18 protein-coding genes are annotated in these 13888 nt (G+C 62.6%); 2 read left to right on the forward strand and 16 right to left on the reverse strand.

Annotation, left to right across the window (positions count from 1 at the left end; all coding sequences use genetic code 11):
• Positions 1-112: 112 nt before the first annotated feature.
• Genes K9F62_01475 through K9F62_01485 form a run of 3 tightly spaced genes read right to left on the reverse strand, consistent with a single transcriptional unit; the run spans position 113 to position 2097 of the window.
• The gene (locus K9F62_01475; GenBank protein ID UJX41395.1) at positions 113-670 is read right to left on the reverse strand and encodes a GNAT family N-acetyltransferase; all 558 of its coding nucleotides are present in this window, start codon (positions 668-670) and stop codon (positions 113-115) included.
• Positions 671-718: 48 nt separating this feature from the next.
• Entirely contained in the window at positions 719-1285 is a 567-nt protein-coding gene (locus K9F62_01480; protein ID UJX41396.1) for a GNAT family N-acetyltransferase, read from the reverse strand.
• A 14-nt stretch (positions 1286-1299) separates the two neighbouring features.
• A complete protein-coding gene (locus tag K9F62_01485) occupies positions 1300-2097 on the reverse strand; it encodes a TrmB family transcriptional regulator (protein UJX41397.1) in 798 nt (265 codons plus the stop codon).
• Between the two features lie 184 nt (positions 2098-2281).
• On the opposite strand from K9F62_01485, the gene K9F62_01490 reads away from it, so the two are divergent.
• Positions 2282-2782, forward strand: a complete 501-nt coding sequence (locus K9F62_01490) for a YgjV family protein (GenBank protein UJX41398.1) — start codon at positions 2282-2284, stop codon at positions 2780-2782.
• A gap of 43 nt (positions 2783-2825) precedes the next feature.
• Here K9F62_01490 and K9F62_01495 read toward each other — a convergent pair whose 3' ends face one another.
• From K9F62_01495 to K9F62_01515, 5 genes are all read right to left on the reverse strand, one after another.
• Positions 2826-4262 (reverse strand): HAMP domain-containing histidine kinase, encoded by a 1437-nt coding sequence (locus K9F62_01495; GenBank protein UJX41399.1) that lies wholly within the window; start codon positions 4260-4262, stop codon positions 2826-2828.
• 73 nt (positions 4263-4335) lie between these two features.
• A complete protein-coding gene (locus K9F62_01500) occupies positions 4336-5043 on the reverse strand; it encodes a molybdopterin-guanine dinucleotide biosynthesis protein MobB (GenBank protein ID UJX41400.1) in 708 nt (235 codons plus the stop codon).
• The gene (locus tag K9F62_01505; GenBank protein UJX41401.1) at positions 5040-5735 is read right to left on the reverse strand and encodes an energy-coupling factor ABC transporter ATP-binding protein; all 696 of its coding nucleotides are present in this window, start codon (positions 5733-5735) and stop codon (positions 5040-5042) included. Before K9F62_01505 ends, K9F62_01500 begins: the two co-directional genes overlap by 4 nt.
• Positions 5735-6427, reverse strand: a complete 693-nt coding sequence (locus tag K9F62_01510; GenBank protein ID UJX41402.1) for an ABC transporter permease — start codon at positions 6425-6427, stop codon at positions 5735-5737. The genes K9F62_01505 and K9F62_01510 overlap by 1 nt, the downstream gene beginning before the upstream one ends.
• Before the next feature lie 61 nt (positions 6428-6488).
• Positions 6489-7322, reverse strand: a complete 834-nt coding sequence (locus tag K9F62_01515) for a substrate-binding domain-containing protein (protein UJX41403.1) — start codon at positions 7320-7322, stop codon at positions 6489-6491.
• A gap of 532 nt (positions 7323-7854) precedes the next feature.
• Between K9F62_01515 and K9F62_01520 the strand changes: the two genes are divergently transcribed.
• Positions 7855-8748 carry a flagellin gene (locus K9F62_01520; protein ID UJX41404.1) on the forward strand — a complete coding sequence of 298 codons (894 nt, stop codon included), beginning with the start codon at positions 7855-7857 and terminating at the stop codon, positions 8746-8748.
• A gap of 75 nt (positions 8749-8823) precedes the next feature.
• Here K9F62_01520 and K9F62_01525 read toward each other — a convergent pair whose 3' ends face one another.
• From K9F62_01525 to map, 8 genes are all read right to left on the reverse strand, one after another.
• Positions 8824-9714, reverse strand: a complete 891-nt coding sequence (locus K9F62_01525; GenBank protein UJX41405.1) for a LysR family transcriptional regulator — start codon at positions 9712-9714, stop codon at positions 8824-8826.
• A 79-nt stretch (positions 9715-9793) separates the two neighbouring features.
• Positions 9794-10243 (reverse strand): 50S ribosomal protein L17, encoded by a 450-nt coding sequence (rplQ, locus tag K9F62_01530; GenBank protein ID UJX41406.1) that lies wholly within the window; start codon positions 10241-10243, stop codon positions 9794-9796.
• Positions 10233-11276, reverse strand: a complete 1044-nt coding sequence (locus K9F62_01535) for a DNA-directed RNA polymerase subunit alpha (protein UJX41407.1) — start codon at positions 11274-11276, stop codon at positions 10233-10235. Before K9F62_01535 ends, rplQ begins: the two co-directional genes overlap by 11 nt.
• A gap of 32 nt (positions 11277-11308) precedes the next feature.
• A complete protein-coding gene (rpsD, locus tag K9F62_01540; protein UJX41408.1) occupies positions 11309-11935 on the reverse strand; it encodes a 30S ribosomal protein S4 in 627 nt (208 codons plus the stop codon).
• A 186-nt stretch (positions 11936-12121) separates the two neighbouring features.
• Positions 12122-12508, reverse strand: a complete 387-nt coding sequence (gene rpsK, locus K9F62_01545; GenBank protein UJX41409.1) for a 30S ribosomal protein S11 — start codon at positions 12506-12508, stop codon at positions 12122-12124.
• A 51-nt stretch (positions 12509-12559) separates the two neighbouring features.
• The gene (gene rpsM, locus K9F62_01550) at positions 12560-12931 is read right to left on the reverse strand and encodes a 30S ribosomal protein S13 (protein ID UJX41410.1); all 372 of its coding nucleotides are present in this window, start codon (positions 12929-12931) and stop codon (positions 12560-12562) included.
• 12 nt (positions 12932-12943) lie between these two features.
• The gene (gene rpmJ / locus K9F62_01555; protein ID UJX41411.1) at positions 12944-13057 is read right to left on the reverse strand and encodes a 50S ribosomal protein L36; all 114 of its coding nucleotides are present in this window, start codon (positions 13055-13057) and stop codon (positions 12944-12946) included.
• A 58-nt stretch (positions 13058-13115) separates the two neighbouring features.
• A complete protein-coding gene (gene map / locus K9F62_01560; GenBank protein UJX41412.1) occupies positions 13116-13883 on the reverse strand; it encodes a type I methionyl aminopeptidase in 768 nt (255 codons plus the stop codon).
• Positions 13884-13888: the final 5 nt, after the last annotated feature.

Here is a 13888-nt window from a genome sequence, read left to right on the forward strand (position 1 = left end):
GAAAAGGGTTCTCCCCTCTCGCGCTCTCCCTTTCCCAAACTTTTTACCGGGAAGTGTTTCGTACGCGTCGAGGCCTGCTCAAGAAGGGATCGGGGAAAATGCCAAGGCGCTATCAATGCCCGTCGGCGGGCAGGTCGAGCACCATTTTGATGTTCTCGCGCAGCACCGTGTTGCGGGCATCGCTGACGCGTTCGACAATGCGGAACCCGGCTTTCTCGTACATGCGGCGCGACACGGGCAGGCCGTCCACGGTCCAAAGCGACATCCGGCCGCCCCCGCGTTCCCGCCACCAGGCCATGGCACGGGTAAAAAGCGCCTTGCCGATGCCGTTACCCTGCCAGGACGGGTCCACGAGAAAAAAGCGCAAGTGCGCCCCGTCCGCCCCTGAAGCGCGGCCGATGACGGCAATGGACCCGACCAGGACCTCGCCGGCATACGCCGCAAGCATCAGGTCCCTGTCCGGATCGTAGCCCTCGATGAACGCGCACACGTCGCGCACGGCCATCACCTCATACGGCGCGCCCGCGCCCCAGGCCTTGGCGTAATACCGGCCGAGCAGCGCGCCCACGCCGCCGACCAGTCCCGGCGCATAGCCGGCGCGGATGCGCACGCCCCGGCCGGGAACCTCTTGCGGGGACGCGACCGTTTGACCGTCTTGCCAGCGCCGCATGCCTTCCCTCCCCAACGCGTTCGTTGCCTCGCGTTCCAGTCCGTCCTTTCAGTGTCCGGCGGCGGACAGGTCGAGCACCATCTTGAGGTTGTCGCGCAGCACCGTGTACCGGTCGTCCGGCTCCCGGGCGACGATCCGGAAGCCGGCCTTTTCGTACAGCCGGCGCGAGGCGGGCAGCCCGTCCACGGTCCAAAGAAACACCTTGCCGTAGCCCCGCTCCCGGCACCAGGCCAGGGCCTTATGAAGCAGCGCCTTGCCTACGCCATGGCCGTGCCAGGCCGGGTCCACGATGAAAAACCGCAGCTGCACCCCGTCCGGCCCGGGCTTGCGGCCGAGGATAGCGATGGAACCCACCATGCCGCCCTCGCCGTAGGCGCCGAGCATGAGGTCGCGCGCCGGATCGTAGCCCTCGATAAAGGCGCACACGTCCCGCGTGGCCAATATCTCGAAGGGCGCGCCCGATCCCCAGGCCGCAGCGTAATAACGGCCGTGCAACTCGCCCACCCGGCCGACGATGCCCGGCTCGTAGCCGCTGCGGATGGAGACCCCGCCGCCGACTACAACCTGTGCCGCTTCCTCCCGGCGCGTCGCGCCCGTTTCCATTGCGCTTGCCATCGCATCCACTCCTCTCACAGGGGCCTTGCCGCCTGCCACAACGCTTCAAAGGCCAGGGACAGCATGGCCGCCACCCCCCGGTTATGAATGACCACCGCCGTGAAATGCGGCGGCCCGCCTGCCGGATCCTGCATGGAAAGCAACGCCACCTCGTCGTCGAAGGCCTGCATCTTGAGCGGCAGCGAGTCGGCCACGCGAAGCGCCAACCCCTGACCGCAAAGCGTCTCCAGCAGGACGCCCAGTTCCGGATCGTCCATGATGGCCGCGTCGCAAAGGGCCCGGTAGCCGAGCCCCCGGCCAAGCGGCGCCTGCATGAAGGTGGTGTTTTGCTCCACGGACAGGATCATGGGCCGGGTGATGCACGAGGCGACCGACCGCTTGGCCTCCCGGGCCAGGGCCAGCGCCCGGTGGGCGATGCGGGTCGCGCCCGAAAGCACCTCGACATAGGCCAGGGGATCGTTCTGCCCCCGGCCCGAGGCAAAGACAGGCCCCAGGGCCGTGGCCAACCGCGCCGCCAGGGCCTTGGTCGTCTCCCGCTCCCGGGCCAGGGTCGCTTCCCGTTCCCGGGCCAGCATATCGAGCCCCACCGCCGGGTCCACGGCCACAAAGGCCCTGGGCGAAACGTCCCGGGCCAGACACAGCCCCTTGGCGGCCAGGGAGGCCAGCACATCGTACACGCGCTGCCTGGGGATGCCGGCCCGGGCCGCCACCTCGGCCGACGTCAGCTCCGGCCGGCCGAGCAGCGCCAGATACGCCCCGGCCTCGTAGGCCGTCAGCCCCAGGGCCGTCAGTTCCTGCGGATCGATCGTCATTTGTCACCATCCTTCAGTGGTGGCATTTTTAGCACCACTGCCTAGTGGTGTCAACATCCCCGTCAGCCCCTTGCCAGAACGCGTGGCCGGGGCTATTGCGCCGGGGCGCGAAGTTGCCGGACGACCACACACAAGCATCGCCCTTTCCTTCGCCCGCAGCCGTAACCTCAAGTCCGGGACCCGCATGGATTTTACCGCTCCTTCGCAAATCGTCGGTTATGTCGCGTTCGCGCTCGGGATCTTCGCCTTTGCCCAGCGCATCGACTGGCGGCTCAAGTTTCTGGTGGCCAGCGAATGCGTGGCCTATACGCTGCACTTCTACCTGCTCGGCAACAATGCCGCGTCAGTCAGCGCGGCCCTGTCGGCCATGCGGACCTTTGCCTCGCTCAAGACCCGTTCGGCGTGGGTGGCGGGCTTTTTCCTGGTGCTCAATCTGGTGCTCGGCGTGGCCGTGGCCACGTCGTGGACGGCGGTCTTTCCCATCATGGCCGGGCTGTCGGGCACGGTGGCGGTCTTTTTCCTGCGGGGGATCGGCATGCGGCTCGGACTGCTTTGCGCCACGCTTTGCTGGCTGACCAACAACATCCTGTCGGGCTCCATCGGCGGCACGATGCTCGAATCGTCCATCGCCGTGGTCAACGCCACGACCATGCTGCGGCTGTGGCGGGCGGGCAGACTGCGCTAAGGGGAAAGCCGATCCGGAAGGACCGGGCGGAGGAAAACGGACTCTAAAGAATGGGGTCCATGGGCAGGACGAAAAAGAAGTTGTTGCCGAGCGAGGTGGCCTCGTAGCCCTCGACCCCGCCGTGCAGCCGTACCACCTCGCGGATGAAGTACAGGCCGTGGCCGGTGCCGTACTCGCCTGAGGCGTTTTCCCCCCGCACCCCCTCCTCGAACAGGTGCGCGGCGGTTTCCGGCGGAATGGGCGGTCCGGAAGTGAAGACGTTGAGCTTGATGCCGTCGCGGCCGGGTCCGAAGAAATTCTCCTTGCGCTCCCAGCCAAAGGAAATGAACCGGCGCTTGCGGCCGGAACCGTCCACCACCTCGCGGGTGTACTTGACCGCGTTGGAAAAAAGATTGGCGTACACCTGGCTGATGAGCCCGATGTCGACCACCACCTCGATTTCCTGGTCTGGCACGCCGCCAAGGGAAGTGTCGATCTCGATGCCGCGTTCCTCGAAGCGGGGGCGGTAGCGTTCGAGCTGCAGGTCGATGACCTGCTTTTTGAAGTTGCAGGCCCGCTTCTCCAGCACATAGCGCCCTTCCTCGAAATGGGACCGCCGCAAGAGCGTCTCCAGAAAGAGGCTCGTCTGCTCGTAGTGGGTGAGTATCTGACGGTACTGGTCCATGAGCCCTTCATGGATGTAGCCCAGATCCCGCAGGAGTTTGTCCTGGGCGGGGCTTATCGCCTGCCCTTCCCCGGCTTCGCCCTCGAAGGACTGCTTGAGCTTCCACTCGAAGAACTTGAGCAGGTCAATTTTGGAGCGCAACCGCTTGTAATACAGCTTGAAATAGATGTTGGGCACAATGACGTTGTGCCCGATGTCCTTGACCAGGCTGCGGATGAAGTGGAGGTGCTCCTTGTTCTTGTTGGCCAGGATGCGGTTGTGGAGTTGGTAGCCGAAGCGGTTGGCATAGCGCTCGAAAAAGAGCCGGTCGTGTTCGCTCAGGTGACTGGCCGGGAATATCTCGAGCATGCCGAAGACATCTTCCCGGGGCGTGAACGGCAATTGCGAAATGAGTTCGTGGTTGCCCTTGATGGGGATGAAAAGCCTGTCCTCGCGCACCATGGCCTTTTGCGGAAAGGGCAGATCCCCAAACTCCCCGGCGTCCTTGGGCGGGCACTTGTAGGCGCAACGCCGGATCGAGCCGCTTTTGCTGTCCAGGACATACAGGTTGCAGTCGATGTTGAAAAACATCTTGGGGATGAGCAGGCACACCGCATAGAGATGCTCCAGGGTCGGAAACTCCTGGGCCAGATCGAAAAAGATGTTGAGGGAGATACTTTGCAGGGCCGAGAAACTATAGGCCTCGTAGTCGTCCATTTTCTGATGGACGCGGCGGGCCACGGCCTCGAGCACCTCACGGTCGAGGACGGACGGATCTTCCGAAGCGCCAAGGCTTAGGACTGTAAGCGTCTCGGCAACGTCCCTGGCGCTGGTCATGCGGGTCCTCCGGGTAGGGATGCAGTTGATTCCCCCATACCCGCGTTAGACGGTGAAGACAATACGGCGTCACCTAATCGATATGAATTTCAATGGGGCCGGGAGCAAAGCCCTTGAGTTCGGAGAGAAGCCCCCGGATGCCGGAAGCCAGAATGCGCTCCACGAAGGGGTTGACGGTGAGCTGCCTGCCGCCGACGGTCACGGACAGGGCCACGCGGGTGGTGGCGCAATCGTCGGGCGTGGCCCGGCCGGCCAGGATGTCGGCGGCCAGTTCGCCGCAGTCTTCCCGGCCGCAGGCACCGCAGTCGAGACCGGGCAGGACGAAACCTTTTTCCAGGACCGCCTCGGCCACGGCTTCCAGGCTTTCGAAATGGGGCAGCCCGGGGGCGCGCACCGTCCCGTAGGTCCCAAGGACGAGCCCCGGGGCGGAGAGCGCCTCGGCCTCGGCCGGCTCGCGCAACACCAGCACGCGCGGGGCCACGGCATGTTCCCGGCCGCCCTCGATCACCAGCACCTCGCCGTCGAGCATGGCGATCATGTCCGAAATCTTGCGCGGATCGTTCCAGAAAAGCGCGCTCTCCCGGGCGGCGATGGCCCCCACCGTGCGGCAATGCGCCAGGAAGCGGTCGGTGTCCGTATCCTCCTTGTCGAGTCCCGGGTTGTGCGTGCACTTGAGCGCGCACGGCACGACACCAAGGCTTGAGAACCGCGCCAGCAGCGCCTCGCACAAGGCGGTCTTGCCGGATTTCTTGAACCCCAGAACCTGCACCCCTTTTCTCATGCCATCCTCCTGTGCCCGCCTGTTTCCTCGGCCGCATCCGGCGCGAGAAGGCCGCCCTCGCGCAACTTGAGCTTGCTGTCGCACACCGCATCCAGCCAGCGCTGGTCATGGCCGCTTATGACCAGGGTCGTGCCGTACTGCTCCCTGGCGGCAAAGACCGCCCGGCGCACCAGCTCGGCGCTGTCCTTGTCGAGGTTGGCCGTGGGTTCGTCGAGCAGCAGCACCCTGGGCCGCAAGGCGAGCCTGGCCGCCAGGGCCACCCGCTTGACCTCGCCGCCGGAAAGCTGCCGCCAGGACCTTGGCGCGAAACGGCCCGGGTCGAGCCCCACGGCGGCCAGGGCCGTGTCCACGCGCTCCCGGATATCCGCCGCGCCCGCGCCCCGCACCAAAAGCCCGTAGCCCACGTTGGCCCGCACCGAGCGCTTGAGCAGATACGGCTCCTGGGGAAAATAGGTGACTTCGCCGCGCAGGGCAAACTCGCGGCCAAGGGTCGGTTCCCCCCGGTAGCGCACCACGCCCGAGGCCGGGGATTCCAGAAAGGCGAGCAGGCGCAAAAGCGTGCTCTTGCCGCCGCCATTGGGTCCGGCAAGCCCCGTAATGGAGCCCGGCGCGATGACCAGGCGCGGGATATCGAGCACGACCCTTTCGTCGTAGCGCTGGGTGACGTCTTCCAACTCGTAGAGCGCGTCCATCAGCCGGCCCTCCGGCGACAGACCGCCGCGATCAGGTTGACGGCGAAGGCGATGACCATGAGCACCATGCCGAGGGCGATGCCGGTGGCGAATTCACCTTTGCCCGTCTCCAGGGCGATGGCCGTGGTGATGGTGCGGGTGTCCCACTTGATGTTGCCGCCAAGCATCATGGAGATGCCGATCTCGGACACGATGCGGCCGAAGGCGGCGGTGGTGGCGAGCAACATGCCGAAGCGGGCCTCGGCCAGGGTGGCCAGAAACAGATGTCGTGGCCTGGCCCCGAGGGTGAGCAGGGTCGGTCGCAGCCTCGGGTCCAGGCTCTCCACGGCTTGGGCCGTCAGCGCGATGACGATGGGCAGCCCCAGGATGGTGAGCCCCACGGCCATGCCCGGCACGGTAAAAAGAAGCTCCCAATTCCCGAGCGGCCCGCGCCGGGAAATGAAGGCATACACCACGAGTCCGATGACCACCGTGGGAAAGGAAAGAAAGGTCTCGACCAGCAGCCGCACGGCCCGCTTGCCCGGAAATTCGTGGTAGCCGAGCATGAACCCGGCGGGCGCACCGAGCAGGAGGGTGGCGATCATGGCCTCGAAGGTGACGATCAACGTGGTCCAGACAGCGGAAAAGGTTTCCGGATCGCCGTGCGCCAGCAGGACCAGGGCCTGGCGAAGCCCGTCGAGAATATAATTCATAAAGGGCGGTTACCTCCGGCCGGGCCCTTGCGTGCCCGGCCGGTATAGGAATGCGGCGTCCTTATTTGCCGGCATTGGGCGTAAAGAGCTTTTTCCCCTTGAGGGTGAAATCGCCCACGAGCTTCTGTCCCTTTGGTGACGCCAGCCACTCGCGAAACTTCTCGGCGGCCTTGAAGTTGGTGTTCTCGCAATTGTCCGGATTGACGGTGATGACGCTGTACTGATTGAGCAGCGGCTTGTCGCCCTCGACCAGCACGACCAGGGCCGGCTTGCCCCCGGCCTGATCGGCGTATTTGATGTACGTGCCGCGATCGACCAGGGTGTAGGCGCCGCGTTCGCCGGCGATGTTGAGCGTCTTCATCATGCCCTGCCCCACCGAGGCGTACCAGGTATCCTTGTCCGGCACGGCCATGCCGGCGGCCTTCCACAGGGACTTTTCCTTCTTGTGGGTGCCGGAATCGTCGCCCCGGCTCACGAAAGGCGCCTTGGCCGCGGCGATGGCCGCCAGGGCCTCGCCGGCCTTCATGCCCTTGACCTTGGCCGGATCGGCCGCCGGGCCGACCAGCACGAAGTCGTTATACATGACTTGGGTGCGGTTGACGCCGTTGCCGTCCTCCACGAATTTTTTCTCGGCCGCCGGGGCATGGACCAGCAGCACGTCCACGTCGCAGTTCCGGCCATGCTCCAGGGCCTTGCCCGTGCCCACGGCCACCCATTTGAGGGTGATGCCGGTGTCCTTTTTAAAGGCGTCGGCCAGGACCGGCAGCAGCCCGGTATCGTCGGTGCTGGTGGTGGTGGCCATCATCAGGGTTTCTTCCTTGGCCAAAGCCGGCCCGGCGCACAACACGGCAATGGCAACTGCCGCAAGCACCCAGCGCAAGGTTTTCAAACGCATCGCTTCCTCCTCTCTTTTCCAATGGTTAGCAATAGTCCGTCATGATTCTTAAATAGCCTATGAACGCTGTCAAGGCGACCCCTGCGCGAAGTTTTTCGGAAAAAAACATTTCCAGCCCTAATGCCTTTTCCCGACAGGACGATAGGAGCGATGACAAGCCTGTTTTCAGTCATCAACTGCAATACGACTGTCACTCCTTTACAACACCCGTCTTTTCAACAGGTTATTTTCAGCTTCATTCCTGTCATTTATTGCATGAGTGAGAAAAGCCCTGATTTCTCCATCTGCATTCACAAAATTTTTCTTTATTTCGTCCTAAAGGGTTTTTCCATTAGGCCGATAGGTGGGGCATGCAGCCACTCACAGCACGGGAATGGCAGCGATTGATCGGCTAGGGAGGTTTACCAGCGAGTAGATACGATGGAGCAGACCGGCGCAAGCCGTTCAAATCAAGTAACCCCATGCTGCCGGCGAGCTCTTCGCTTACATGGGTAGCAAGCTGGATGCACACACTTTTCAAGGAGGAAAAGCCATGGCTCTCTCAATCAATAACAACCTGATGGCCAACACTGTTTCGCGGAACCTGAACAATTCCTACTCCGCTCTGGCCACTTCGACCCAACGTCTGTCTTCGGGCCTGCGCATCAACACCGCCGCTGACGACGCCGCCGGTCTGGCCATTCGCGAGCTTATGCGCTCGGACGTGGCCGCCATCAACCAGGGCGTTCGCAACGCCAACGACGCCATCTCCATGATCCAGACCGCCGACGGCGCGCTCCAGGTCGTGGACGAAAAGCTCATCCGCATGAAGGAACTGGCCGAACAGGCGGCCACCGGTACCTACACTTCGGATCAGCGCCTCATCATCGACTCCGAATACCAGGCCATGGCCTCGGAAATCACCCGAATCGCCAGCGCCACGGACTTCAACGGCATTTATCTCTTAAACGGCAACCTGTCCGGCAGCACCCACAGCGGCGCGGGGCTTAACGCCGCCGGCAAGCTCAAGGTGCACTTCGGTTCCGGCAACCAAAGCGCCGAGGACTACTACTACGTCCAGATCGGCACTTCCACCGCCTCCGCCCTGGGCGTGGGCCTGGGCGCCGCATCCGGCGCTTCCGGCCGCAGCATCTCCACCCAGGAACTGGCCCAGAAGGCCCTCGACGCCATCCAGACGGCCATCGTGTCCAAGGACAAGATCCGGGCCAACCTGGGCGCCCTGCAAAACCGCCTGGAGAACACCATCTCCAACCTGCAGATCCAGTCCGAAAACCTGCAGGCCGCGGAATCCCAGATTTCCGATGTGGACGTGGCGACCGAAATGACCCATTTCGTCAAGGAGCAGATCCTGACCCAGTCGGCAGTGGCCATGTTGTCCCAGGCCAACTCCCTGCCCAAGATGGCCATGCAGCTCATCCAGGGTTAATAAGAAACGCTTTCCCAAACAACAAAAGCCCGCTCCGGTCCAGGCCGGGGCGGGCTTTTTCGTTTGGGAAAGGTCCTACAGGCTTTCGCTTGCGGCCAGAAAAAAACGCAAGGCCGGGAACATATAGCGCCGGCCGTGATACACGATATAAAAACTGCGCCGCATGACCAGTTGCGGTGTTTCCAAAAGCGTCACCGCACCGCTTTCCAGATACCCGCGCGCGGCCATGCGGGATACGACCGACACGCCGAGCCCGGCGGCCACGCATTCGAGCACCGCCAGCGACGAATGCACTTGCAATACCGTACGCAGGTGCCGCGGGTCCACGCCGGCCGCCACCAGTCCTTCCTCCATGGCCTGCCGTGTGCCGGACCCCGGTTCGCGCATGACCCAGGGCAGTTCGGTCAGGCGTTGCCGCCAGTCGTCGCCGCCAAGACGGACATGGGCCTGGGCGCGGGAACCGACGAGAACCAGCGAATCCTCGAGGATCGAACGGCAGGCGAGCTCCGCTTGGCGCGCCGGCGCGCCGATGATGCCCACATGGGCCTCGCCGGCCGCTACCATGGTCGTGATTTCCGAGGTGTCGCCGCCGCGCAGGTCCACGCGCACTTCGGGATACTGTTTGAGAAAACGGGCCACGAGCCCGGGAATGATGTATTGGGCCGGAATGGTGCTGCCGCCAATGACGAGGTCTCCGGAAACCCGCTGGGACAAGGCCAGGATATCGGCTTTGGCCAGGTCGAGCTGACTGAAGATGGTGGTGCAATAACGATGGAGCACGTCGCCGGCCTGGGTCGGCAGCACGGTGCGGCCGAGACGATCGAAAAGCTGCGCCCCGAGTTCCTCTTCCAAGGCCATGATGTGGGCGCTGATCGTCGGCTGGGACAGCATGAGTTCCTCGCCGGCCTTGGAGAAACTGCGCAGATCATAGACCTTGGCAAACGCCTGCAGACGACGAACATCCATCTCCGCCATCCTTCCTATAGAAAAAATCTATAGATACGCGTAAAAAAAAGCAGGGCCGTATAACCGGCCCTGCCTGATGCTATTCCTGGGACTCGCCTTCGGCCGGCGCGGCCGGCGTCTCGGCGGGAGTGGCAACGGGAGTGGGTTTGGCCTCGACGACCGTCTCGCCCTCGCGGCGGGTCAGCTCGATGATGGCCATGGCGGCGCAATCGCCGTTACGGGGCAGGCTCAGCTTGACCACGCGGGTGTAACCGCCGCCCTGTCCGCGAAAACGGGGACCGATCTCGTCGAAGAGGCGGGCGACCAGCTGGTGGTTCTCCAGAACCTTGTAGGCCAGACGGCGGGCATGCACGCTATCGGTCTGGGACAGGGTCACCAGATGCTCGACAACGCCGCGCAGTTCCTTGGCCTTGTGTTCGGTGGTACGAATGCGCTCGTGGACAAGAAGCGAGCGCGCCATATTACGCAGCATGGCCTTCCGATGGGGGGCGGTCCTGCCAAATTTGCGTCCGGATTTTTTATGTCTCATCGACCTGCTTCCTCTTGAGCCATTCCTGGTATTTTTGCTCGAAGTTCTCGATGCGCATGCCGAATTCCAGGCCCATGTCTTCAAGCACCCGGCGGATTTCCTCAAGGGACTTCTTGCCGAAGTTCTTGGTCTTGAGCATCTCGTTTTCGGTTTTCTGCATGAGTTCGCCGACAGTTTGGATGTTGGCGGACTTCAAGCAATTGGTCGCGCGAACGGAAAGTTCGAGCTCGTCTATGCTTTTGAAAAGGCTGGGATTGAGTTCGATGTCGTCGCGGCGGCGGGCCTTGTCGGCTTCGGACTCTTTCTCGTCGAAGTTGATAAAGACAGTCAGCTGGTCCTTGAGGATCTTGGCGCTGTAGGAAATGGCGTCCTCGGGAGAGATGGAGCCGTCGGTATCCACCTCAAGCACAAGCTTGTCGTAGTTGGTCATCTGGCCGACGCGAGCCTGTTCGATGGTGTAGGCCACCTTCTTGACCGGCGAAAAGCTGGAATCAAGCAGGATCAGGCCGATTTCCGAATCGAGCCCCTCGTGCATGTCGGCCGTGACGTAGCCCTTGCCCATACGCACTTCGAGTTCGATGCGGAAGTCGCGGTCCTCGGAGAGGGTGGCGATGAGCACATCCTCGCTAAGAACCGAGACGTTCTGGTTGCCCTGGATGGCGCTGGCCAGAACCTCGCCTTTTTTATTGGCGAAAAGCGTCAGGCGCTGCGGGTCTTCGGTGGCCATGGCCAGCCGGACCTGTTTGAGGTTGAGGATGATTTCGGTCACATCCTCGATGACTCCCGGGATGGTCGAGAACTCGTGCTGCACGCCCTCGATGCGGGCGGCGACGATGGCCGCGCCCTGGAGGGAAGACAACAGCACCCGGCGCAGCGCATTGCCGAGTGTGGTGCCGAACCCTCGTTCCAGGGGCTCGCACACGAACCGACCGTGGGTATCGGTCGAGTCGGAATCCCGTTCAAGGGTTTCCGGCTTGACCAACTCGGTCCAGTTCCGGGAGTTGATGAGCCGTTGGCCGTTGCGAATCAACATGGCGTCACCTTATGCAAAGCGTACTTTGCCGATTACTTGGAGTAAAGCTCGACGATGAGCTGCTCGTTGATCGGGAACTGCACGTCCTCGCGGGTGGGCAGGGCGTTGACCTTGCCTTTGAGCTTCTCGCCGTCCACTTCGAGCCAGGCCGGGCAGCCGCGACGGGCGATGACCTGCTGGGCCTCCAGGATGATGGGGGACTGGCGATTGCGCTCACGGACTTCGATGACGTCGCCGACCTTGACCTGGAGCGAAGGGATGGTCACGCGGCGGCCGTTGACGGTAAAGATGCCGTGCCGCACGAGCTGGCGGGCCTGGTTGCGCGAAGTTGCGAAACCGAGGCGGTAGATCACGTTGTCCATGCGCCGCTCGAGAAAGCAAAGCAGGTTTTCGCCGGTGACGCCTTTTTTCATGTCGGCGCGCTGGAAATAGGCGCGAAACTGCCCCTCCAGGATGCCATACATGCGGCGGGTCTTTTGCTTCTCGCGCAACATCACAGCGTAGTCGCTCACCTTTTTGCGAATCCGCCCGTGCTGCCCGGGGGCATACGGACGGCGCTCGTAAGCGCACTTATCGGTATAGCAGCGATCGCCCTTCAAAAACAGCTTTGCCCCTTCACGGCGGCAAATCCGGCATTTCGCTTCTGTGTATCGTGCCAAGGTCGTTCCTCCTCAATGTGCCGCGGACCGTCTTGCGTGTTTATTCCCGGTCCCGCTTTCTCGTCTGGTTGCGTGCAGTCGGGCCGGGATGGCCCCGCGGCGAACCGAATGCCACTTCAGGCCCCCAAGGGGCCTGCTCGAAATATTTCCGCTTTTGCCCGGCGCCCCGTTAAGGCGCGTCGCACCTTAGACGCGACGCCGTTTGGGCGGACGACAGCCGTTGTGGGGAATGGGCGTGATGTCGCGGATGAAGCTGACCTTGAACCCGGCATTGTGAATGGCGCGCATGGCGGCCTCACGTCCCGAGCCCGGCCCCTTGACCAGGATGCCGACGGTACGCATGCCGTTTTCCTGGGCCTTGCGGGCAGCGTTTTCAGCCGCAACCTGCGCGGCGAAGGGGGTGGATTTGCGCGACCCCTTGAAACCAGCGCCGCCAGAGGTGGCCCAGCTCACCACGTTGCCCTTCTGGTCAGTGAAGGTCACGATGGTGTTGTTAAACGAGGCCTGAATGTGGGCCACACCCACGGGAATGTTCTTGCGTTCCTTTTTGCCAATGCGGCGCGGTTTCGCCATGGATATATCTCCGAAACGGCCCATAGGGGCTCGTCGCGTGGTTGTTTACGGTTACTTTTTCTTCTTGGCCATCACGCCGCGACGCGGGCCCTTGCGGGTGCGCGAATTGGTGTGGGTGCGCTGTCCGCGGCAGGGAAGCCCGCGACGGTGGCGAAACCCACGATAGCAGCCGATGTCCATGAGGCGCTTGATATTGGCGGTCACATCACGCCGCAAATCGCCCTCGACCTTGTGATTGGCCTCGATTTCCTTGCGGATGGTGTTGGTTTCCTCGGGGGTGAGGGCGTCTGAATTTTTCGTCCAATCGACGCCTGTTGCCTCAAGGATCGTCAGGGCCGTGGAACGGCCGATGCCGAAGATGTAGGTCAGCGCGATATCCATCCGCTTATTTTTGGGAAGGTCGACTCCCGCGATTCTGGCCACGACGTTCCTCCGTTATCCCTGGCGCTGTTTGTGCCGGGGGTTCTCGCAGATCACCCGAACCACGCCGTGACGCCGGATGATTTTGCACTTAGGACAAAGTTTTTTCACCGAAGGCCTGACTTTCATGTCGCTCTCTCCGTATCCCGGCGATGGAAACGACCGGTGCCTACCGGCATCGGTCGCATCAATCAACCAGGCTTAAAATCCGAGGTCCGTTTTTGGTCACTGCCACCGTGTGCTCGAAATGAGCCGACAGGCTGCGGTCCTTGGTCACGGCCGTCCAATTGTCGGACAGCACTTCGACGTCGGGACCACCGGCGGTCACCATGGGTTCGATGGCCAACACCATCCCGGGCTGCAACGGTACGGGATGGGCGTCCTGCGGCTCGAAATTCGGGATTTCGGGCTTTTCGTGGAGCTTCCTCCCAATGCCGTGACCAACAAATCGTCTTACAACACTTAGGCCATGTCCTTCAACATATTTTTGCACGGCTCGCGAAATATCATAGAGGTCATTGCCGGTCCGGGCGTTGCTGATGCCCGTTTCCAGCGATTCCCGCGTCACCTGCAAAAGCGTCGCCGCGGCCTCGTCAATCCGCCCCACCGGGGCGGTCGTGGCCGCATCGCCATAAAAACCGTCGTAGACCACGCCCATGTCGAAACTGACGATGTCCCCTTCCTTGAGCTCCCGGTCGGACGGGAAGCCATGCACGACTTCTTCGTTGACCGAGCAGCACAGGGCGTAAGGAAATCCGTACATGCCCAGAAATGCCGGCTTGACCTTGAAATCATCACACCGTTTGCGCGCGATCTCCTCGAAATGCATGGTCCGCACACCCGGCTTGACCGCTTCCGTCATCTCTTGCAAAATGATGGCCACGATCCGGCAAGCCTGCCGCATGGAAGCAATCTCAAGGTCATTTTTGAGGAATATCCCCCTGACCTTTTTCAAAACGA

It is taken from the genome of Desulfovibrio sp. JY (assembly GCA_021730285.1).
In the GTDB taxonomy this organism is placed as follows: domain Bacteria; phylum Desulfobacterota; class Desulfovibrionia; order Desulfovibrionales; family Desulfovibrionaceae; genus Solidesulfovibrio.